Here is a 21,501-nt window from a genome sequence, read left to right on the forward strand (position 1 = left end):
GCCTATGATGCCGGATCTCGTGCGCAGCCTGCGACTGCACCGACCGTCGGCGCATCCGGCGGGCGCTATCAGGGGGGACCCAAGTCCCGCTAGTTCTTTGAGCGGCCTATATTCGCTTTGTCCGGCGTGGGATCGCGCAATAGTACGGTGCTCCGCGATCCCTCGCGTTCGAATTCACCGCGACGGAGACACATCTGATGATTCCAAGCGACCATGCAGGAAGCGCCAAAAAGGACGCACACCGTCTTGCGCGACGATCCTTTCTGGGGTTGATCGCTGCCGCAACACTCGGAGTGGTGACGCGCCCCGCTTTTGCTGCTGAACCGGTGATCAAGGTTCACAAGGATCCGAACTGCGGCTGTTGCTCTGGTTGGGTACAACACTTGCGCGACGCAGGGTTCACCGTCGAAGCGGAGGATGCTTCTGACCTCCCGAGCGTGCGGAGGCGCCTGGGCATCCCACTCGATCTGGCGGCGTGCCATACGGCAGAGGTGAGCGGCTACATCATTGAGGGACACGTCCCGGCGTCGGCGGTGCAGCGGTTGCTGGCGGAACGCCCGAAGGCTACGGGGCTCGCTGTGCCCGGCATGCCCATAGGGTCGCCGGGAATGGAAGGTGGGGACCCCCAGCCTTATACCATCGTGCTGTTTGGACCGGCCGGTCGGACGCCGTTCATGCGTTTTGTTGGCAAGGAAGCCATTGGTTGACCCGTTTGAGACAAGTTAACCACAGGGCGCCTGGCTCGCGCATTTGTGAACCGGAGGACTTTCCAGCGTCTCCCCCGCGTGAGAGTGTCGCACCATGATTGCTCGTCGCATCCTCAGGCTCCTGCTCGCGGTCCTCGTGACGGCGGGGCTGACGGTTGCGCCGCTGGTGACGCCGGCGGCGGCGGGGCCTCTGATGGCGAGCGACATGCAGATGACCGATGCGCAAGGCATGTCGGCCGACATGCCCTGCTGCCCCGACGAGCCGAACAGCAAGCAGTGCCAGGACTGCCCTCTCCTCGCGATCTGCATGCTGAAAGTGTTGCAGTCCGGGCCCGCGGCCGTGACTGCGACTCTTGATCCGCGCGCGCTCGCTCTGCTTCGGCCGCTCGACGATACCATTGCCGACGGCCTCGTCCGCCCGCCTCCGGACCACCCACCTCGATCGATCGTCTGACAGGCGCCCAGGCGCCTGGTGAACATGCGTGCCGGAAACGGCGCACATCGCTGCCTGCCGTCTCGCAACACGCCGTTGCGTGCGGCTCCATCAGACCCATCGAGGAATTGAAATCATGACAACGTCCAACCTCGCGCGCGCCGCCATGGCCGCGCTGATCGCCACCACGTTCGCGACTGTCGCGCGCGCCGAGATCAAGAACTACGAATTCCAGCTCGTGCAGCCGACCGTCAAGGCCGGCGCCGATCGCGTCGTGACGGTGCGACTGGTCGACAAGACCACCGGCAAGGCGGTGCCCGACGCGGTGATCTTCGCCAGCCGGCTCGACATGGCGCCCGACGGCATGCAGGAGATGGCCACCAAGGTCACCGCAATGCCGGGCACCGAGCCCGGCACCTATCGGTTCAAGGCGACCTTCGGCATGGCCGGGCGCTGGCAGCTTTCGCTCGGCGCCAAGGTGCAGGGCGAAACCGGAACGGTCGAGAACAAGCTCGTCGTCACGGCCGAAAAATGACCCGCCGCCTCCTCATCGGCACTGCCGCTGCGATCCTCGCCGCGGCAGGTGTCATGCCGTTCGCGGGGCTGCTGCGACAGCAGCCGCATGACGGCGCCATCGTATCCGCGGCAAACGCTGCGGATACGGCTGCCCCGATCTATTACCAGGACCCGGACGGCAAGCCGCTCTATTCCCTGACCCCGAAGAAGACCAAGGACGGCCGCGACTATCGTCCGATCCCCGCCGGCGCGGACATCAGCTTCGACGAGCCCGAGCAGCCTGCGGAGATGACGTCGGCCGAGCCCAAGGCTAAGCAAAAGACTGAGCACAAGGCTGAGCATAAGAGCGATCGCAAGATCAAATATTACCGCAACCCGATGGGCCTGCCCGACACCTCGCCGGTGCCGAAGAAGGATTCGATGGGGATGGATTACATCCCCGTCTACGACGGCGACGACAGCGACGACGGCTCGGTAAAACTGTCGCCCGGCAAGATCCAGCGCACCGGAGTCAAATCCGAGCCGGCCGAGTTGCGCCGGCTGCGGACGCTGGTGCGCGCGCCCGGCACCATCCAGCTCGACGAACGCCGGATCTCGGTCATCGCCATGCGCGCCGAGAGTTTTGTGCAGAAGGTTGCCGACGTCACCACCGGAAGCCGCGTGACCAGGGGGCAGCCGTTGATGGAGATCTACAGCCCTGCGGTGTCGTCCGCGGCGGCCGAATATCTCGCGACCATCACCTCGAAGACCACCGCAGGCATCGAGCCCTATGGCCGCGGCTCGCGGCAGCGGCTAGTCAATCTCGACGTCCCCGAACCCGTCATCGCCGAGATGGAGAAGAGCCATACGGTGCCGATCACCATCCAGTGGTCGTCGCCGCGTGACGGCATCGTGCTCCAGCGCAGCGCCATCGACGGCATGCGCGCCCAGCCGGGCGACATCCTGTTCCGTATCGCCGACATCTCTCTGGTGTGGGCCAACGTCGACGTCGCCGAGCGCGACCTCGGCGGCATTGCGCTCGGCCAGCCCGTGACGGTGCGCGCGCGCAGCTATCCCGGCCGGGATTTCAAGGGCCGCATCAGCGTCATCTACCCGCAGCTGAACAAGGAGACGCGCACGGCGCGGCTGCGGATCGAGCTCGCCAACGCCGATCTTGCGCTGCTTCCCGACATGTATGTCGATGCCGAGATCGATACCGGCAGTCCGGCGCCGGTGCTCAGCGTCGCCGAAAGCGCGGTGCTCGACACCGGCAGCCGGCGGGCCGTCCTGGTCGACAAGGGGCAGGGCCGCTTCGAGCCGCGCGAGGTCAAGCTCGGACGGCGCGGCGACGGTTATGTCGAGATCCGCGACGGGATCGCCGAGGGCGACGCCATCGTCACCTCCGCCAACTTCCTGATCGATGCCGAGAGCAACCTCAAGGCAGCTCTCAAGGGGCTCGCCGAAGGCGGCAGCGCCATGGGAGGCAAGCCATGATCGCGCGCATCATCGCCTGGTCGGCCCGCAACCTGCTGCTGGTGCTGTTCGGCACCGGCTTTGCCACTGCTGCCGGCCTCTATGCCCTGCTGCATCTGCCGCTCGACGCCATTCCTGACCTCTCCGACACCCAGGTCATCGTCTACACCGAATACCAGGGACAGGCGCCGCAGGTGATCGAGGACCAGGTCACCTATCCCCTCGCCACCGCGATGCTGACGGTGCCGAAGTCGAAAGTGGTGCGCGGCTTCTCCTTCTTCGGCGTCTCCTTCGTCTACGTCATCTTCGAGGACGGCACCGACATCTACTGGGCCCGCTCGCGCGTGCTCGAATTCCTCAACGGCGCGGCGTCGCGGCTGCCCGCCGGCGTCACGCCCACGATCGGCCCCGACGCCACCGGCGTCGGCTGGGTCTACCAATATGCCGTGATGTCCAAGGAGTTGAACCTTGCGGAAACCCGGACGATCCAGGACTGGAATCTGAAGTTCGCGCTCGCCAGGGCGGAAGGCGTGGCCGAGGTCGCCAGCGTCGGCGGCTTCGTCCGGCAGTACAACGTCATCCTCGATCCGCAGCGCATGCGTGACCTCGGCATCACCATGCAGAAGATGCGCGACGCCATCCGCGCCAGCAATGCCGATGTCGGCGGCCGCACCGTCGAGCTGTCCGAGTTCGAATATGTCATCCGCGGCAAGGGCTATCTGAAAAGCGTCGACGACCTCGGCAACATCGTGCTGAAGACCGACAACGGCACGCCGGTCAAGCTGCGCGACGTCGCCCGCGTCGAGCTCGGGCCGGACGAGCGGCGCGGCATCGCCGAGCTCAACGGCGAAGGCGAAGTCGCGAGCGGCATCGTGCTGCAGCGCTTCGGCATGAACGCGCTCGACGTGATCGAGAACGTCAAGAAGCGGTTCAAGGAGATCGCGACCAGCCTGCCGAAATCGGTCGAGATCGTCCCGGTCTACGACCGCTCCAACCTCATCAAGGCCGCGATCGACACGCTCCGGCACACGCTGCTCGAGGAGAGCATCGTGGTGGCGCTGGTCTGCATCGTGTTCCTGCTGCATGTCCGCAGCGCGCTGGTCGCCATCCTGATGCTCCCCGTCGGCGTTCTCATGGCCTTCGGGGCCATGAAGCTGCTCGGGATCGGCTCCAACATCATGAGTCTCGGCGGCATCGCGATCGCGATCGGCGCCATGATCGACGCCGCCATCGTCATGATCGAGAACGCACACAAGCATCTCGAGCGCGCCGAGCCCGGTCAATCCAGGGTCGCGATCCTGATCGAGGCCGCCGCCGAAGTCGGCCCGGCACTGTTCTTCAGCCTCCTGATCATCACCGTCTCGTTCATGCCGATCTTCACGCTGGAATCGCAGGAGGGCCGGCTGTTCAGCCCGCTCGCCTTCACCAAGACCTTTGCGATGGCGGCGGCAGCTTTGCTGTCGGTGACGCTGGTGCCGGCGCTGATGGTGATCTTCGTCCGCGGCAGGATCATCCCGGAGCACAGGAACCCGATCAACCGCTTCCTGATCTGGATCTACCGGCCGGTGATCTCAGGCGTGCTGCGGGCGCGAATCCCGGTGATCCTGCTCGCGCTCGGCGTGCTCGCCGCCTCGATCTGGCCGGCCGGCCGGCTCGGCTCCGAGTTCATGCCGAACCTCAACGAAGGCACCCTGCTCTACATGCCGACGACCCTGCCCGGCATTTCCGTGACCAAGGCCGCCGAGCTGATGCAGACCCAGGACCGGATCATCCGCTCGTTTCCGGAAGTTGCCTCGGTCTACGGCAAGGCCGGCCGCGCCGCCACCGCGACCGATCCGGCGCCGTCGGAAATGTTCGAGACCATCGTCGACCTCAAGCCGAAGGAGCAGTGGCGCGCCGGCGTGACCATCGACAGCCTGATCGCCGAGATGGACAAGGCGTTGCAGTTTCCCGGCGTCTCCAACGCCTGGACCATGCCGATCAAGGCGCGCATCGACATGCTCTCGACCGGCATCCGCACGCCCGTGGGCATCAAGGTCATCGGCACCGATCTGGTCGGGATCGACAAGCTCGCCCGGCAGATCGAGCAGGTGCTCAAGGCGGTGCCGGGCACCTCCTCGGCCTATGCCGAACGGAGCCTCGGCGGCTACTATCTCGAGATCACGCCGGACCGCGAGGCGCTGTCGCGCTACGGCATCGCGGTGCAGGACGTCCAGGACACGATCGCCACCGCGCTCGGCGGCCAGACGGTGACGACGACGGTCGAGGGCCGGCAGCGCTTCACCGTCAACATGCGTTATCCGCGCGACATGCGCGACAATCCGAAGGCGATCGCCAGCGATATCCTGGTGCCGATGCCGGGCGGCGGCGCCGTCCCGCTCGGTGAGGTCGCCAGCGTCACGCCTGCGCGCGGGCCGACCTCGATCCGGACCGAGAACGGACAGCTCGCCACCTACATCTATGTCGACATCCGCGACCGCGACCTCGGCGGCTATGTCGCCGATGCGCGGGCGGCGGTGCAGGCGAGCGTCCCGTTCCCGCCCGGGTACTACGTGGTCTGGAGCGGACAATACGAATATCTGGAACGTGCCACCGCGCGGCTGAAGATCGTGGTGCCGGTGACGCTATTGATCATCTTCCTGCTGCTCTATCTCAACTTCCGTTCCGTCACCGAGACCATGATCGTGATGCTGTCCCTGCCCTTCGCGCTGGTCGGCGGCTTGTGGCTAATGTGGTGGCTCGGCTTCAACCTCTCGGTCGCGGTCGCCGTCGGCTTCATCGCGCTCGCGGGCGTGGCGGCCGAAACCGGCGTGGTGATGCTGATCTATCTCAACCAGGCCCTCGCCGAGACCAAGGCGCGCTGCGCGCATGCAGGCCGCGCCCTGACCCGCGCCGATCTCAATGAGGCCATCATGGAAGGCGCCGTCGAACGCGTCCGCCCGAAGATGATGACGGTGGTTGCGATCATGGCCGGCCTGCTGCCGATCATGTGGAGCAGCGGAACGGGATCGGAGATCATGCAGCGCATCGCCGTGCCCATGATCGGCGGCATGATCTCGTCGACGCTGCTGACGCTGATCGTGATCCCCGCGATCTTCGGGTTGGTGAAGGGTTTTGGGCTGCGTGCGGGCGACGGGCTTGTCGGATCTGAGCAAATTCAGGAGGCCGCCGAATGAGCTCGCACATGTTGCGAGCGGTCGCAGTCGCACGAACACGTGCGGCTGCGACGCTGAGTTCCCCACACGTAACATTATTGCGGGTCGACACTGTTCCCGCTGCCATGCTAGGCCAGCCGAACCGACAGCGAGAGTGAATTCGTGGTGTTGAACCGCCGGCCCTTCAGACTGAGCGACACGCGCCATTGGCGCGGGCTCGTGGCTGTGGTCGTCGCGGTCCTGTATCTGCTCTCGGGCGCGCTCCATGGCGCCCATGACATCGATGTGACAAGCCCGTCCGGCGGCTCGGAGATCGCTTCGATCCTCGAGGACGGCGCAGCCGGCCATGGCGATCACAAGACATTTGCCGGCCATCACTGCCACGGCTGCTTCTCGGTCGCCGTCGTACAGCCGGTGCAGTCGGACGCCGCGACCGATGTGATGGCCCCGCCGGTCCAGCAGCGGCAGCCGGCGCTTGCCGGTATCGCGCCCGATACCGACTCCCCGCCTCCAAAACACCTGAGCTGAACGGATCAGCCGGGTGCCGCGTGCGCCCATGGTTTCTCCTTCGCAGGTTCTTTTCATGTTTCGCAGACGAACGGCTGCGCGCATCGCGTGCGCGCTGGCTATTCTCATCAGCCCGCCCCTGGTGCTGGCATCGCACGCCCGGACGCTGACGATGCGCGCGGCGCTCTCGCGCGCGCTGGCCGCGAGCCCGCGCCTGACGGCGGCGGAGCGCGATGTCGGCATCGCCACCGGCCAGCGCATCCAGGCCGGCGCGCTGCTCAATCCGGAACTGTCGTACGAGCAGGACAATTCGTTCGGCTCCGGCATCTATCGCGGCACCAGATCGGCCGAGACGACGCTCCAGATCAGCCAGGCCTTCGAGCTGTTCGGCAAGCGCGACGCCAGGATCGCCGCCGGACAGGCCGGCATCGAGGTCGCCGCGATCCAGCGCAAGGCGGTCAGGCTGGAGGTGCTGTCGGAAACCGCGATCGCCTTCCTCAGCGTGCTCGGCGCGCAGCGGCGGATCCAGATCCTCGACGAGCAGATTGCCGCGATCGACCGGCTGACGCCGCTGCTGCGCCGCCGCGTCGAGGCCGGCGCCTCCTCGCCGGCCGAGACCGGCCGCGCCGAGGTCGCCTCCGCGCTGGTGAAGGCCGACCGCGAGCGCCTCAAGGCAACGCTGGCGAGCGCCCGGCGCGAGCTCGCGGTGCTGATGGGCGATCCTTCGGCGAAATTCGGCGAGGTTTCCGGCCGGCTCGACACCACGGGGCGCCCGCCGACGTTCCAGTCGGTGGTCGCCGCCATCGACGCCAATCCGCAGCTGGTGCGCTGGACCGCCGTCTATGCCCAGCGCAACGCCGAGCTGCTGATCGCCCGGCTCAAACCCTATCCGGACGTGCGGATCGCCGCGGGCTGGCGTCATTTCAACGAGACCAATGACGACGCGGCGCGCCTCACCGTCTCGGTGCCAATCCCCGTGTTCGACCAGAACCAGGGCAATATCCTCTCGGCGCAGGAGAGCCTCGCCAAGACCAGGGCCGAGCGCGAGGCCAACCGCAACACGCTGATTGTGATCGCGGGCCGTGCCTACGACTCGCTGCAGGGCTCGCTGCGCGAGCTCGCCGTGCTGCGCGAGACCGCGATTCCCAAGGCCGTCGAAGCGTCCGAGGCGATCGCGCAAGGCTACGGCCAGGGCCGCTTCACCCTGCTCGAAGTGCTCGATGCGCAAGCGAGCGTCACCCAGGCGCGGCTGCGCGAGCAGGAGGCGCTGCAGAATTTCCATGCCGGCGTTGCGATCATCGAAGGTCTCGTCGGCAATCCCTTTGCGCTGGCCCGGGAGAGCGCGCGATGAAGACATCCTCCACCATCCTCGTTGCCGTCGTTGCGGCCGCCCTCGGCGCCTACGGCTATTCCATGCTCGCGCCGGCCAAGGTTGCCTCGACGGAACACGCGGCGCATTCCGAACCGAAGAAGCCCAACGACCATGTCGAGCAGGACGAGCACGGCGCCGACCGCATCCGCATCTCCGACGTCAAGCTGGCCGCCGCCGGCGTGACTCTGGAAGAGGCCGCGGGTGCCACGCTGACCGACACGCTCGCCTTCAACGGCATCCTGCGCGCGAACCAGGAGGCGGTCGTTCAGGTCACACCCCGCTTTCCCGGCATTGCAAAATCGATCCAGAAGCGGATCGGCGACAAGGTCGCCAAGGACGATCTGCTGGCCACGATCGAGAGCAACCAGAGCCTCACGGTCTACGAGCTGAAGGCGCCGATTCCCGGCACCATCATCGAGCGGCAGATCTCGCTTGGCGAATACGCCTCCGAGCAGAGGCCCGCCTTCGTCGTCGCCGACCTCTCCAGCATCTGGGTCGATCTGTCGATCTACCGGCAGGACCTGAAGCGCGTCCGCATCAACGATGAGGTGCTGATCGATCCCGACGACGGCCGCGGCGAGATCAAGGGCACGATCTCGTACATGGCACCGATCGGCTCGAGCGAGACCCAGACCGCGCTCGCGCGCGTCGTGCTGCCAAATCCCGACGGCCGCCTTCGCCCGGGCCTGTTCGTCACGGCGCGGCTGATCCTCGCCGCCCGCAACGTCGCGGTCGCCGTGCGCCGAAGCGCGATCCAGACGCTGGAGAACAAGACCATCGTGTTCGTCCGCGAGGATGGCGACAAGATCGAGGCGCGACCGGTGGAGCTTGGCGACTCCGACCCGAAATTCGTCGAGATCCGCGCAGGTCTGTCCCCCGGCGAACGCTACGTCGCCGAGAACAGCTTTGTGGTGAAGGCGGAGATGGGCAAGGGAGACGCCGACCATGATTGACGCCCTCCTCGCCTTCTCGGTTCGCCAGCGCTGGCTGGTGGTCCTGCTTGCGCTCGCGGCCGGCGCCTTCGGCGTCTGGAATTTCACGCGCCTGCCGATCGACGCGGTGCCTGACGTCACCAACGTCCAGGTCCAGATCAACACGCGCGCGCCGGGTCTGTCGCCGCTCGAAGCCGAGCAGCGCATCACCTTCCCGCTCGAGACAGCGATGGGCGGCCTGCCCAGGCTCGACTACACCCGCTCGATCTCGCGTTACGGTCTGAGCCAGGTCACCGTCGTATTCCAGGACGGCACCGACATCTATTTTGCGCGCCAGCTCGTCAACGAACGTATCCAGCAGGCCAAGGACCAGCTTCCTGCCGGCACCGAGGTCGCGATGGGCCCGATCTCGACCGGGCTCGGCGAGATCTATGTCTACTCGGTCGAAGCCAAGGCCGGCGCGAAGTCGCCGACGGGCGCCGAGTTCACGCCGACGGAGCTGCGCACCATCCAGGACTGGATCATCAAGCCGCAACTGCGCACCATTCCCGGCGTGGTCGAGGTCAACTCGATCGGCGGCTATGAGCGGCAATTCCACGTGCTGCCGATCCCGGGCCGGCTGATGGCCTACAAGCTCGGCTTCCGCGACATCATGACGGCGCTGGCTGCCAACAATGCCAATGTCGGCGCCGGCTATATCGAACGCAACGGCGAGCAATATCTGGTCCGCGCGCCCGGCCAGGTCGCCAATATCGAGGATATCAGGGACATCGTGATCGGCTCGCGCGGCGGCGTGCCGGTGCGCATCCGTGACGTCGCCGACGTCCAGGAAGGCCAGGACCTGCGCAGTGGCGCTGCGACCACGAACGGCAACGAAACCGTCCTCGGCACCGCCATGCTGCTGATCGGCGAGAACAGCCGTGCCGTGGCCCAGCGCGTGAAGGCGAGACTCACGGAGGTCGCGAAATCGCTCCCCGACGGCGTGATCGCGCGCGCCGTCTACGACCGCACAAATCTGGTGGAAGCCACCATCCAGACGGTCGAGAAGAACCTGGTCGAGGGTGCGGCGCTGGTGATCGCGGTGCTGTTCCTGATCCTCGGCAACTTCCGCGCAGCGCTGATCACGGCCTGTGTCATCCCGCTGTCGATGCTGTTCACGATCACGGGCATGGTCGAAAGCAAGGTCAGCGCCAATCTGATGAGTCTCGGCGCGATCGACTTCGGCATCATCGTCGATGGCGCCGTCATCATCGTCGAGAACTGCCTGCGGCTGCTCGCCGTCGAGCAGCACCGGCGCGGCCGGCTGTTGACGCTGGATGAACGCCTGCAGACCATCCGCGCCGGTGCCAGCGAGGTGATCAAGCCGAGCCTGTTCGGCACGCTGATCATCGCCGTGGTCTATCTTCCGGTCCTCACCCTGACCGGGACCGAGGGCAAGATGTTCACGCCGATGGCGCTGACGGTGCTGATGGCGCTTGCCGGCGCGGCGCTGCTGTCGGTCACCTTCGTGCCGGCTGCGGTTGCGATCTTCGTCACCGGCAAGGTCTCGGAGACGGAGAACGTCTTCATGCGGGCCGCCAAGCGGCTCTATCTGCCGCTGCTCGACCGCGCCATCCGCTATCGCGGCAGCGTCGCGTTCGGTGCCGTGCTGATCGTCGCCGGCAGTATCTTCGCCGCGACACGCATGGGCGGCGAGTTCATCCCGAGCCTGGACGAAGGCGACATCACCATCGAGACCATCCGGATTCCCGGCACCAGCCTGACGCAGAGCGTCGACATGCAGCTCCGCCTGGAGAAGGCGGTCAAGCAGGTGCCGGAGGTCGCGACCATCTTCTCCAAGGTCGGCACCGCCGAGATCGCCAACGATCCGATGCCGCCGAACGTCGCCGACACCTATGTCACGCTGAAGCCGCGCGAGGAATGGCCCGATCCCGCCAAGCCGAAGAACGAGGTGATCGAGGAGATCGAGCGGGCCGCCAACACCCTGCCCGGGACAGCCTACGGGATGACCCAGCCGATCCAGATGCGCTTCAACGAGCTCATCGCCGGCATTCGCAGCGACGTCGGCGTGAAGATCTTTGGCGACGATCTCGACGTGCTCGCCGGCATCGCCCAGCAGGTCAATAGCGTCGTTCGCGGCATCGAGGGCGCCGCGGACGTCAAGACCGAGCAGATCGCGGGCCTGCCGATCCTCACCGTCAAGCTCGACCGCCAGGCGCTGTCGCGCTACGGCCTCAGCCTCAGCGAGGTGCAAAACCTCGTCGAGATCGCGATCGGCGGCAAGCCGGTCGGCAAGCTGTTCGAGGGCGATCGGCGCTTCGACATCGTGGTGCGGCTGCCGGAAAGCCTGCGTGCCAACCCCGATACGATCAAGTCGCTGCCGATCCCCTTGCCGCCGGGCGAGGACATCGCTTCCGTCACGAAAACAGCCTGGCCGGGGGCATCGGGAACGACGCCGCGCTACGTGCCGCTCTCGTCCGTCGCGGCGATCGAGATCGCGCCGGGGCCCAACCAGATCAGCCGCGAGAACGGCAAGCGCCGCGTGGTGGTGATGGCCAACGTTCGCGGGCGCGATTTGCGCTCCTTCGTCGCCGAGACGCAAGCCGCCGTCGCCGAGAAGGTCAAGCTGCCGCCGGGCTACTGGATTGGCTGGGGCGGTCAGTTCGAGCAACTGGTCTCGGCCACGAAGCGGCTGACCATCGTGGTGCCGGTGGCGCTGCTGCTGGTGTTCCTGCTGCTGTTCATGGGCATGGGATCGGCGGCGGATGCGGCGCTGGTGTTTTCCGGCGTGCCGCTGGCGCTGACCGGGGGCGTCGCGGCGCTGCTGCTGCGCGGCATCCCACTGTCGATCAGCGCCGGCGTCGGCTTCATCGCGCTGTCGGGCGTCGCCGTGCTCAACGGCCTCGTCATCATCGCCTTCATCGAGCGGCTGCGCAGCGAGGGGCGGCCCGTTGCGGAGGCCGTGCGCGAGGGCGCGCTGACGCGCCTTCGCCCGGTGCTGATGACGGCCCTCGTCGCCTCGCTCGGCTTCGTGCCGATGGCGCTCGCCACCGGCGCCGGCGCCGAGGTGCAGCGGCCGCTCGCAACCGTCGTGATCGGCGGCATCATCTCCTCGACCATGCTGACGCTGCTGGTACTGCCGGCGCTCTACGTGCTGTTCCGGCGTGACGGGGCGCACGAAACGCCTAGAATGGCGGCTGATTTGGCGGCGTCCGGGGAGCGCTAGATTTGGGCAGCCACGACCATCACGGCCATCACCATGACCATGCCGGCCATTCGCATGATCACGGTCATGGTCATGGTCCTGGCCACGCGCATGTCCATGCGCCCGCCAGCTTCGGCAAAGCGTTCGCGATCGGCATTACCCTCAACACCGCGCTGGTCGTGGCCGAGGCGGTCTATGGCTATATCAGCAACTCCACCGCCCTGCTCGCCGATGCCGGCCATAATCTGTCCGACGTGCTCGGCCTGGTCGTCGCCTGGGGCGCCTCGATCGCGGCAAAGCGCGCGCCGAGCGGCCGCTTCACCTATGGCCTGCGCGCCTCTACCATCCTGGCGGCACTCGCGAATGCCGTGTTGCTGCTGGTCGCGACCGGCGCGATCGGCTGGGAGGCGATCCTGCGCCTGCGCGAGCCCGAGCCCATCGCAGGCGTCACCGTGATGGTGGTTGCCGGCATCGGTATCCTCATCAACGGCTTTACCGCCATGCTGTTCGCAAGCGGCCGCAAGGACGACATCAACATCGAAGGCGCCTATCTGCACATGGCGGCTGACGCGGCGGTCTCGCTCGGCGTCGTGGTCTCGGCGGCGTTGATCATCTGGACCGGCTGGCTCTGGCTCGATCCCGTCACCAGCCTCGTCATCTGCGCCACCATCCTCTGGAGCACGACCAGCCTGTTGCGCGGCTCGATCGACATGTCGATGGCGGCGGCGCCCAAAGGCACCGACCTCGCCGCGATCAGGGCGTTCCTGCTGGCACGCCCGGGCGTCTCAGCGATTCACGATCTCCACGTCTGGCCGATCTCGACCACCGAGACCGCGCTGACCTGCCACCTCGTGATGCCCGATGGAGCCGCCGACGCATTCCTGATGGAAACCGCGCGGATGCTGAAGGCGTCCTTCCGCATCGGCCACACCACGCTTCAGGTCGAGACGCATCCCGACAACGGCTGCGCGCTGGCGCCGGATGATGTGGTGTGAGGGCTGCGTGACAGCTCCAATTCTCCGCTGTCGTCCCGGACAAGCGCAGCGAAGCGAAGCGCTGATCCGGGACCCATAACCACAGGATGAAGTTTGACGAAGACTCGGAGTTGCCGGCTTCGTGCGACAATTTCTCCCTGTGGTTATGGGTCCCGGCCCCCCGTGCGCAATTGCGCACTAGGCCGGGACGACACTGAGTGTGTTGCGCACAGCGCTCACCGCAGCGACGTTCTGACAGCAGCGCCTACCCCACCCTCGCCGTCACGATCCAGATCGCGCCCTGCAGCGCCACGCTCTGCCCCTTCAGGAACGGCGCGAGCGTCTCGCGGATCGAGGCTTTGGCGGCCTCATAGGTTTCCGGCGGATGGCCCTGCAGCGCGCGGCTGGCCGGGCCGATTTGGAGCGAGCCCTCGACCGCGGCGTCGAGGCCGCCGCCGATCGCGATATCCATCGCCAGATTGTGCGGCTCCATTGCGACGTCGGCGAAGCCTGCGCCTTTCAGGATACGCATCACGCGCTCCTCTGAGGCAAAGGCGAACGGGCCCGGCTCCTCCGGCCCGACCGGCGGCATCTTCGGCACGTGCTGATAGACCGCCATCAGCGGCGCCATCATCCAGGGATTCTCCTTCGGCTCGCGCCAGCAGACGAACGCCAGCCGTCCCGAGGCCTTCAGCGCGCGGCGAAGATTGGCGAAGGATGCGATCGGATCGGCAAAGAACATCACGCCGAAGCGCGAGGCCAAGAGATCGAAGCTCGCCGGCTCGAACGGATGCACCGTCGCGTCCGCCAGCACGAAATCGAGCGGCAGGCCTTTTGGCGCAAACGCGCGCGCCTGCGACAGCATCGGATCGGAGACATCGAGGCCGAGCGCAAATCCGTCAGGGGCGACAGCCTTCGCGAACGCCACCGTCGTCGCACCGGAGCCGCAACCGACGTCGATCACGCGCTCGCCCGGTCTGGGCTTGGCGCGATCGATCAGCACATCGGCGATCGGCCCTAGCAGCTTTTCCTGCACGGCATGGCGATCGGCCCAGCGCTGGCCGCTGGGGCCATTCCAATAGGCGATCTGGTCGGCGTTCTGCTCGTGTCCACTCGGTTGCTGCATCGGGACCTCATCGCGCACTTACGCGCCATTCTGGCCATAGCACGACGCGAAGTTCCGGCCCATTCAAATTGAAGGTCTGGCGGACCACCCTTGGATGCTTCCGCCGGCGGCCTACGAATTCGGCCAGGGCAGATGCGGCTTGAGCTTCTCGCCAAGCAATTCCTCGCCGCAGGCGCTCAGATGATCGGGATCGCTGAACGTGAGACAATCGCCGGTGAGCAGAAAATACTGATCGACCTTGAACACGTCATAGAATGACAGATATTTGAAGGTCTGCGGCCCCTCGGCGACCTCCTTGGCAATCTCGGCGTCCAGCGCCTTGAAGAGGTGGAGCGACACCGGGTTCATCCTGAACGCGTCCCTGGCGATCGACGGCGGATCGCGGAAATTGACCCGCGCTTCGACAAAAGGACCGAGCCACACGATCTTCGCCAGCGGCGCGATCGTCCGGAGATAGTTGATCGTGAAGGCGACCTTCTCGTAATTGATGAGATATCCCGTCTTCCACTCGAACAGATGGTGGTTCTCCGAATTACCTTCCAAGTCGGTCAGAAGGTGAGCTCCTGAGACGTTGAAGACGATGCCGCGCACCGAAGCGCCGTTGCGCTCCAGGAAGTGCTTGAGCCTGGAATAGGGGCAAGCATCGGTGTCGTTCCACGCACGGCAGCCCTCGTCGACGAGACCTACGACGAACTCGCCGGGGCTCGCCTTGGCCACCGCGTTGTAGACGTTCTCGCCGTGGGAATCGCCGACGACCATGGTGGCCGGGCCGTGCTTCTCGGCACAGGAGCGAAACCGCGCCTCGAACGCCTCGTCCGGACGGGGCGACCAGAACTGGCAGCCGCTGTCGATCAGCCGGGCCTTGATATCGCGCAACCCGTATTGCTTGATGAGCGCATAGGCCCGCTGGGTCGCCATGTCGTTGCGGGCGAGATAGCTGTTCTCGAGCCCGCCGGTGAAGATGCCGACCAGGCCGAGGCCCGCCAATCCGGCGGAGGCAGCACCGCAATAGCGGAACACCTGTTTCCGGGTGAACCGCTTGCGATCGCGCACCGGGCGTTCGACCAGCACGTAGGTCAGGTAGGCCAGAAGCAGTGCAATCGCAGAAAGGCCGATGAAGACCGGGATATTGGCCTCATAGATCGCGCCGAGCCGCGCAAACGCGAACACAGGCTGATGCCAGAGATAGGCGCTGTAGCTGATCAGGCCGATGCCAACGAGGCTGCGCGTCGCAACGATGCGGCCCGATACCGTATCGGGTCGCAGGAACACGATCGCAAGCGCCGTGCCGAGTGTCGGCGGCAACGTGTAGACACCGGGATAGGGAACGTTGTGATAGGTGAAAATCGGAATCGCGATCAATGCAAGACCGAGCAACGCAAGCGGCTCGGCCACGAGGCGCGGCAGGCGCCGCGCTTCGGCCTCGATGCGGCACAGCGGCAGCAGCGCACCGATCAAGAGCTCCCAAAATCTTGCCGGCAGGAGGTAGAAGGTCGCCGCCGTCGCGTGACGCGATCCCCAGACAGCGAGGGCGAAGCTCAGGACAGCGGTTGCGACAAACAACGCGATGGCGCGGCGTCGACCGAGCTTGAGGAACCAGAACAGCGCGATCGGAAAGACCAGATAGAACTGCTCTTCGACCGCAAGACTCCAGGTATGGACGAGCGGCTTGAGTTCGGTCGGCCCGTCGAAATATCCGCTTTGCGACCAGAAGAAGAAGTTCGAAACGAAACCGCAGACCGAGAGCAGGCTTTTGGCGAACTCCTCGAGATCGCGCGGGCTCAGCGAATAGACAGCGAACGGAATGCACGCAAGGCAGACCAGGAACAAGGGCGGCAAGATGCGCCGGGCACGCCGCTCATAGAAGCCGACGAAGCTGAAGCCGCCGTTTTCATGTTCATCGAGAATGATCGACGTGATCAGATAGCCGCTGATCACGAAGAAGACGTCGACACCGACGAAGCCGCCCGAGAATCCGGGAACTCCGGCGTGGTAGAGAATGACAGGCAGGACCGCGATCGCTCGCAGGCCGTCGATCTCCGGTCGGTAGGGCAGCTTGGTCGGCATATGGCCGGCGTCGGGTCCAGATTGTGCTTGGCAGGGCAGCCGCTCTACGCGTCCCAGTCCGGGCCGATATGCCCGACGCGAGGACAAGCCGCAAGCGCAAGATGCAGCCGGAACCGGACGATTGCGGGTGCGTCGCTCTTCCCGCAGGCAAATTCGGCAGGCGATAGATGAGACCGCCGCCTGTGACGTTCGTCACATAGGGGTTTTTGCCTTGATGGCACTCTGCCACTACTCTGGTCACATTGCGATTTGGGGCTGCAATGGGCGCGATTCGGATTTTTCTGTTTTTATTGGCCGTCTGCTGTTTTGGCTGCGGAGGCGCGCAGGCGGAAAAACGCGTGGCGCTCGTGATCGGCAATTCCGCCTACAAGAGCGCGCCCAGGCTCGCCAATCCGGTGAACGACGCCTCCCTCGTCGGCGGCATGCTGAAGAAGGCGGGGTTCGACCTGGTCGACATCAAGCTCGACCTCAATGCCGCGGAGATGCGCCGGGCCTTGCGCGACTTCGGCGGCAGGACGCGTGAAGCCGATGTCGCCGTCGTCTACTATGCCGGTCATGGCATCGAGCTCGACGGCACCAATTACCTGATCCCCACTGACGCGTCGCTCGAGACGGACAGCGATGTCCTCGACGAGACGCTGCCGCTGGAGCGCGCCCTGTTCGCGGTCGAGCCGGCCAAGCAACTCCGCCTCGTCATCCTCGATGCCTGCCGCGACAACCCGTTCGCCAAAACCATGAAGCGGACCATCGCCGCGCGCGCCATCGGGCGCGGCCTCGCCAAGGTCGAGCCAACCAGCCCGAACACCATGATCGCCTTCGCGGCGAAGGCCGGCTCCACCGCCTCGGACGGCGACTCCAGGAACAGCCCGTTTGCAGCAGCGCTGGTCGAACGCCTCCCCACGCCCGGGCTCGACCTGCGCAAGGCGTTCGGCTTCGTCCGCGACGACGTTCTCAAGAACACCGGTTACAAGCAGGAGCCCTATGTCTATGGCTCGCTCGGCGGCGATGACGTGCCGCTGGTTACGGCAAAGCCGATCGCGGCCGGCCCCCAGGCCAACCCCGACAGCGAGCTCCGGCGCGACTACGAACTGGCGCTTCAGCTCGGGACGCGCGACGGATGGACAGCGTTCCTCAACCGCTTTCCGAGCGGCTTCTATGCCGATCTCGCCAAGGGCCAGCTGAACAAGATCGCCGCCGAAGAAACCCGCGCGATCACGGCAGACAAGGCTCGCCAGGCGGAAGAGGAGAAGGCCCGCCTTGCCGCCGAGCGCGCCAACAAGGCCGAGCAGGACAAGGCAGCCGCCGCGGCCAAGGCGGCCGAGGACAAGCGTCTTGCCGCCGAGAAGGCCAAGCAGATCGAGGAAGCCAAAGCCGCTGCAGCCGAGCAGCGGCGCAAGGACGCCGAAGCCGCGGTCGCGAAGGCGCTCGCCGAGAAGCAAGCCGCCGAGAAGGCGCTCGCCGAGAAACTCGCGAGCGACAAGGCCGCCGCCGAACTCGCCGCGAAGCAGGCGGCTGAGAAACAAGCCGCCGCCAACGCAGAGCAGAAGGTCGCGGCGATCGCGCCCTCCTCAACCGCACCGGCAATGTCGCCGCAGGAAATGACCAAGCTTGTCCAATCGGAGCTGCGCCGCGTCGGTTGCCTGACGGCCTCCGCAGACGGCGACTGGAACGCCTCGTCACAACGCTCGCTCACGCTCTTCAACAAATATGCCGGCACGAAGTTCGACGCCAAGCTCGCGAGCTTCGAGGCGTTGGATGCGATCAAGGCCAAGCCGGGCCGCGTCTGCCCGCTGGTCTGCGATCGCGGCTTCAGGGCCGACGGCGACGCCTGCGTCAAGATCGCCTGCCGCGCCGGCTCTCGCGTCAATGACGACAATGAATGCGAGAAGGTGCAGGACAAGAAGCCAGAGCTGGCCCCGGTTGTTTGGACAGCGCCCCGCTGGATTTAAGTGGATTCCTGCCGGGTTATGCTGAACGCGGGGCTTTACGATTTTGTCGTTGCGTCGGGAGGGCGTAGCCCGACCAGAGCGACGACAAAATCGTCGGCGACGGTCATGCGGCCATCACCATAGCTTGCGTGCCGAAGTAAGCCTCGTCGGGCGTGCGCCCGTCAAGGCTCGAGTGAGGGCGTCCCTGATTGTAGAAGGCCAGATACTTGGCAATTGACGCTCGCGCCTCGGACACGCTGTCGTAGGCGCGGAGATAAACTTCTTCGTATTTGACCGTGCGCCAGAGCCGCTCGACAAACACGTTGTCGCGCCAGGCGCCCTTGCCATCCATGCTGATGGCGATCTTCGCGTCCAGCAGCACATCGGTGAACTCGAGGCTGGTGAACTGGCTGCCCTGGTCCGTGTTGAAAATCGCGGGCCTGCCGTGCTTCGCCAACGCCTCCTGGACCGCTTCGACGCAGAAGGCCGCCTCCATTGTGATCGAGACGCGATGGGCCAGGACCCGTCGGCTGAACACATCGACGACCGCCGCGAGATAGACGAAGCCACGCCGCATCGGAATGTAGGTGATGTCCATTGCCCACGCATGGTCGGGCCGCTCGATCTTCAATCCGCGCAACAGGTACGGGTAGATCTTGTGACCCGGAGCCGGCTTGCTCGTGTTCGGGCGACGATAGACCGCCTCGATCCCCATGCGCTTCATCAGCGTCGCGATGTGGCGGCGACCGGCGTATACCCCCTCCCGCCGCAGCAACGATCGCAGCATACGCGCTCCCGCGAAGGGATAATCGAGATGCAGCTCATCGAGCCGACGCATCAAGGCAAGGTCCTCGGCCGAAACTGGCCGAGGTTCATAGTAGACCGTGCTGCGAGCCAGCTTCAGGACCTTCGCCTGGCGCACGATAGAAAGATCATGACCGCGGTCGATCATCGCTTTGCGCTCAGCAGGCCCGCCTTGGTGAGCGCGCCGGACAAAAAATCGTTTTCCAACGCCAGCTCGCCGATCTTGGCATGCAACGCCTTCAAATCGACCGGCGTCTCGGCCGATGTCTTGTCATGCCCAAACACGCCGGCGGCGCCTTCCAGGAGCTGGTTTTTCCAGATCGTGATCTGGTTCGGATGAACATCAAACAGTTGCGCCAGCTCCGCCAGTGTCTTGTCTCCTTTGACCGCAGCCAAAGCAACCTTCGCCTTGAATGCCGGAGAATGCGTCCGGCGGCTCTTCTTCGTCATCTTCGCTCCTGATTCGCAGCAAGAATCCTCGCCGCTGTCAGGCAGAAAATCCACTCAAGCTACTGTCCGAATTTGCGGGGCCAGCTCTGCCGGTCGCGACGCGCGAGGACGCCAAGAAGCGGGATACTGAGCGCAAGCAAACGGAAGCCAAACCATCCAAGCCTCAGGCAAGCGGGCAGCTTATATGCGGCAACGCAGGCTGTCGTCCGGTCAAATCGGGATGCCGGGTCGAGAGTGGGAGCTCATCGGGTGCGGGATCGGTCGGATACAGGGAAGTGTGTCCCTAACTCTTCGGCAGCTTCAGGAGTTTAGCCGGGTCGAATTTTGGTGCCGGCCCGTTCGGCCCCAGAGTTGGCTGTTCTTCACTTTCCATGGTGCCAGCATTCCGCGGCCTCTCTAATCGTTGCCGATCTCGCTCAAGGCCGCCCCTCGCGTGTATTTCATTGGGCCACCGCCTGTTGCGCAGGTGGATGTGCCTGCGGTGCACGTCGCTCCCGGTCGCATCGTGCCTGTCGAAGTGAACGCCGCGGGCGCAGCGCGGCGAAGGCGAGTTACATTACCGGAGCCTGCGCAGCGCGTCTCACCTGTGCGCATTGCGGCCACATTGGTTTCACCGAACCGCCGCATCAGAATCAGATGCCAACCAGATTTCGTCGATAGGTTTCGCCATTCCTCAAACTGGAAAAAGGCATGACCATGCGCAGATTCGCGGCATCCGTCATCGTTGCAGCTCTCTCCCTCGGAACACCGGCCCTCGTGCAGGCACAGGGAGCATCGTCACAACCCGGCGCGGAGTCCCCGTCCACACAATCCAGCACGGTGATCCGGAGCATACAGGTTGTGGACGTCAAGGAATTGCAGCCGGCCGTGCGCGCGAAGGTCGATGAACTCGTGGCACACACAAGCGACCAGGACATCCAGTCGCTCCGGCAGTCCATCGACGCCACACCGCAGGCCGCCTCCGTGCTCAAGGCCAAGGGCTTGAGCTCGTCACAAGTCGTCGCGATCAACATCGCCGACGGCGTCCTGACGATGTTCACCAAGACAGCCTGACGTCAGGCGGGAACTCCAGGCCGAGGCACGGCACGGCGGCGGCGAGTACGATCGCCGCCTGCTCGGTCGGATGACGCGAATCGCGCTAGTGGATTCCCCCTGCAGCGGGCTCGTCGCAGGGCTGCCCGTGTCCGGTCTGAAATCCCTGACCGAGCCGCAAATTGGGGCCAGCTCGCGGCGCGCTCGCCCCTTGCTCCTCCCCCCGCCGGAGCGCTAAAGAGGCGCCGTGGGGCGGTTAGCTCAGCTGGTTAGAGCATCTCGTTTACACCGAGAGGGTCCGCGGTTCGAATCCGTGACCGCCCACCAGCCTACGCCCGCTTCGCGGGCAACGGCTTGGCAAGCCAGCCAAAACGCGAGCTACGGCTAGGCAAGCCCCACCTCAATCCCGCAGCCTGCCCGGCAGCAGCGGCACGGCGTCGATCCACACCGCCGCCGACTGGCACCAGATCTGCCTGACAGGCCTTAAGGCATCGCGCTGGCGGACGCTGCCCCAGCGGATGCCCCAATCGTCGGCCTCCTCGCCCTCGCCGCTGGTGAACAGCGGGGAACCGCAGTCGGCGCAGAAATGCTGGAAGCGCATCCGGCCGTTGTCTCCGCGCTTACCGTAGAGCTTGGGGGCGCCGCCGGTCAGCCTGACGTCGGAGCCGGTGCAGATCACGGTCACCCGGAACGGCGAGCCGGTCAGCGTCTGGCAGTCGGTGCAATGGCATACCGAGACCGCCTCAGGGTCGATCTCGGCCTCGAATGTGATCTTCCCGCAATGGCATTGCCCGTCGACCTGCATCGCCCTCGTTCCCTTGCCCCAAACAAAAACGGCGCC

16 protein-coding genes and 1 tRNA gene are annotated in these 21,501 nt (G+C 65.5%); 13 read left to right on the forward strand and 4 right to left on the reverse strand.

What is annotated here, in order from left to right:
• Positions 1-197 precede the first annotated feature (197 nt).
• From ACVJ19_RS32125 to ACVJ19_RS32170, 10 genes are all read left to right on the forward strand, one after another.
• Positions 198-707, forward strand: a complete 510-nt coding sequence (locus tag ACVJ19_RS32125) for a DUF411 domain-containing protein (RefSeq protein ID WP_453953142.1) — start codon at positions 198-200, stop codon at positions 705-707.
• A 94-nt stretch (positions 708-801) separates the two neighbouring features.
• Entirely contained in the window at positions 802-1,161 is a 360-nt protein-coding gene (locus ACVJ19_RS32130) for a hypothetical protein (protein ID WP_453953143.1), read from the forward strand.
• 115 nt (positions 1,162-1,276) lie between these two features.
• Positions 1,277-1,675 carry a FixH family protein gene (locus tag ACVJ19_RS32135; protein ID WP_453953144.1) on the forward strand — a complete coding sequence of 133 codons (399 nt, stop codon included), beginning with the start codon at positions 1,277-1,279 and terminating at the stop codon, positions 1,673-1,675.
• The gene (locus ACVJ19_RS32140; protein ID WP_453953145.1) at positions 1,672-3,129 is read left to right on the forward strand and encodes an efflux RND transporter periplasmic adaptor subunit; all 1,458 of its coding nucleotides are present in this window, start codon (positions 1,672-1,674) and stop codon (positions 3,127-3,129) included. The genes ACVJ19_RS32135 and ACVJ19_RS32140 overlap by 4 nt, the downstream gene beginning before the upstream one ends.
• Positions 3,126-6,284 carry an efflux RND transporter permease subunit gene (locus ACVJ19_RS32145; RefSeq protein ID WP_453953146.1) on the forward strand — a complete coding sequence of 1,053 codons (3,159 nt, stop codon included), beginning with the start codon at positions 3,126-3,128 and terminating at the stop codon, positions 6,282-6,284. The genes ACVJ19_RS32140 and ACVJ19_RS32145 overlap by 4 nt, the downstream gene beginning before the upstream one ends.
• A gap of 141 nt (positions 6,285-6,425) precedes the next feature.
• Positions 6,426-6,791 (forward strand): hypothetical protein, encoded by a 366-nt coding sequence (locus ACVJ19_RS32150; RefSeq protein ID WP_453953147.1) that lies wholly within the window; start codon positions 6,426-6,428, stop codon positions 6,789-6,791.
• Positions 6,792-6,846: 55 nt separating this feature from the next.
• Positions 6,847-8,121 (forward strand): divalent metal ion exporter subunit IhpA, encoded by a 1,275-nt coding sequence (gene ihpA / locus ACVJ19_RS32155; protein WP_453953148.1) that lies wholly within the window; start codon positions 6,847-6,849, stop codon positions 8,119-8,121.
• Positions 8,118-9,095 carry a divalent metal ion exporter adaptor subunit IhpB gene (ihpB, locus tag ACVJ19_RS32160; RefSeq protein WP_453953149.1) on the forward strand — a complete coding sequence of 326 codons (978 nt, stop codon included), beginning with the start codon at positions 8,118-8,120 and terminating at the stop codon, positions 9,093-9,095. The genes ihpA and ihpB overlap by 4 nt, the downstream gene beginning before the upstream one ends.
• A complete protein-coding gene (ihpC, locus tag ACVJ19_RS32165) occupies positions 9,088-12,300 on the forward strand; it encodes a divalent metal ion exporter subunit IhpC (protein WP_453953150.1) in 3,213 nt (1,070 codons plus the stop codon). The genes ihpB and ihpC overlap by 8 nt, the downstream gene beginning before the upstream one ends.
• Before the next feature lie 2 nt (positions 12,301-12,302).
• Positions 12,303-13,274 (forward strand): cation diffusion facilitator family transporter, encoded by a 972-nt coding sequence (locus ACVJ19_RS32170; protein WP_453953151.1) that lies wholly within the window; start codon positions 12,303-12,305, stop codon positions 13,272-13,274.
• Positions 13,275-13,518: 244 nt separating this feature from the next.
• Here the strand turns inward: ACVJ19_RS32170 and ACVJ19_RS32175 are convergent, their stop codons facing one another.
• Positions 13,519-14,379, reverse strand: a complete 861-nt coding sequence (locus tag ACVJ19_RS32175; RefSeq protein ID WP_453953152.1) for a class I SAM-dependent methyltransferase — start codon at positions 14,377-14,379, stop codon at positions 13,519-13,521.
• A gap of 111 nt (positions 14,380-14,490) precedes the next feature.
• Positions 14,491-16,446: an acyltransferase family protein gene (locus tag ACVJ19_RS32180; protein ID WP_453953153.1), complete on the reverse strand. Its 1,956-nt coding sequence runs from the start codon at positions 16,444-16,446 to the stop codon at positions 14,491-14,493.
• 260 nt (positions 16,447-16,706) lie between these two features.
• On the opposite strand from ACVJ19_RS32180, the gene ACVJ19_RS32185 reads away from it, so the two are divergent.
• On the forward strand, positions 16,707-18,395 hold the full coding sequence (locus ACVJ19_RS32185; protein WP_453953154.1) for a caspase family protein: 1,689 nt from the start codon (positions 16,707-16,709) through the stop codon (positions 18,393-18,395).
• Positions 18,396-18,498: 103 nt separating this feature from the next.
• Here the strand turns inward: ACVJ19_RS32185 and ACVJ19_RS32190 are convergent.
• Positions 18,499-19,628 (reverse strand): IS3-like element ISRj2 family transposase gene (locus ACVJ19_RS32190; RefSeq protein ID WP_109866565.1). Its coding sequence is split into 2 segments (ribosomal slippage): positions 18,499-19,376 and positions 19,376-19,628, totalling 1,131 coding nucleotides; the frame shifts between segments, so codons are not numbered across the junction.
• 690 nt (positions 19,629-20,318) lie between these two features.
• On the opposite strand from ACVJ19_RS32190, the gene ACVJ19_RS32195 reads away from it, so the two are divergent.
• Entirely contained in the window at positions 20,319-20,681 is a 363-nt protein-coding gene (locus tag ACVJ19_RS32195; protein WP_453953155.1) for a hypothetical protein, read from the forward strand.
• Between the two features lie 229 nt (positions 20,682-20,910).
• Positions 20,911-20,987: transfer RNA gene (locus tag ACVJ19_RS32200), tRNA-Val, on the forward strand.
• A gap of 73 nt (positions 20,988-21,060) precedes the next feature.
• Here ACVJ19_RS32200 and ACVJ19_RS32205 read toward each other — a convergent pair.
• Positions 21,061-21,465 carry a GFA family protein gene (locus tag ACVJ19_RS32205; RefSeq protein ID WP_453953156.1) on the reverse strand — a complete coding sequence of 135 codons (405 nt, stop codon included), beginning with the start codon at positions 21,463-21,465 and terminating at the stop codon, positions 21,061-21,063.
• Positions 21,466-21,501: the final 36 nt, after the last annotated feature.

The sequence above is a fragment of the Bradyrhizobium sp. USDA 376 genome (assembly GCF_054063675.1).

What these genes read in the sequence shown, in the direction of transcription:
- ACVJ19_RS32125 (WP_453953142.1), top strand. Translation starts at nt 198, where the DNA reads ATGATTCCAAGCGACCATGCAGGAAGCGCCAAAAAGGACGCACACCGT.
- ACVJ19_RS32130 (WP_453953143.1), top strand. Translation starts at nt 802, where the DNA reads ATGATTGCTCGTCGCATCCTCAGGCTCCTGCTCGCGGTCCTCGTGACG.
- ACVJ19_RS32135 (WP_453953144.1), top strand. Translation starts at nt 1,277, where the DNA reads ATGACAACGTCCAACCTCGCGCGCGCCGCCATGGCCGCGCTGATCGCC.
- ACVJ19_RS32140 (WP_453953145.1), top strand. Translation starts at nt 1,672, where the DNA reads ATGACCCGCCGCCTCCTCATCGGCACTGCCGCTGCGATCCTCGCCGCG.
- ACVJ19_RS32145 (WP_453953146.1), top strand. Translation starts at nt 3,126, where the DNA reads ATGATCGCGCGCATCATCGCCTGGTCGGCCCGCAACCTGCTGCTGGTG.
- ihpA (WP_453953148.1), top strand. Translation starts at nt 6,847, where the DNA reads ATGTTTCGCAGACGAACGGCTGCGCGCATCGCGTGCGCGCTGGCTATT.
- ihpB (WP_453953149.1), top strand. Translation starts at nt 8,118, where the DNA reads ATGAAGACATCCTCCACCATCCTCGTTGCCGTCGTTGCGGCCGCCCTC.
- ihpC (WP_453953150.1), top strand. Translation starts at nt 9,088, where the DNA reads ATGATTGACGCCCTCCTCGCCTTCTCGGTTCGCCAGCGCTGGCTGGTG.
- ACVJ19_RS32175 (WP_453953152.1), bottom strand. Translation starts at nt 14,379, where the DNA reads ATGCAGCAACCGAGTGGACACGAGCAGAACGCCGACCAGATCGCCTAT.
- ACVJ19_RS32180 (WP_453953153.1), bottom strand. Translation starts at nt 16,446, where the DNA reads ATGCCGACCAAGCTGCCCTACCGACCGGAGATCGACGGCCTGCGAGCG.
- ACVJ19_RS32185 (WP_453953154.1), top strand. Translation starts at nt 16,707, where the DNA reads ATGGGCGCGATTCGGATTTTTCTGTTTTTATTGGCCGTCTGCTGTTTT.
- ACVJ19_RS32195 (WP_453953155.1), top strand. Translation starts at nt 20,319, where the DNA reads ATGACCATGCGCAGATTCGCGGCATCCGTCATCGTTGCAGCTCTCTCC.
- ACVJ19_RS32205 (WP_453953156.1), bottom strand. Translation starts at nt 21,465, where the DNA reads ATGCAGGTCGACGGGCAATGCCATTGCGGGAAGATCACATTCGAGGCC.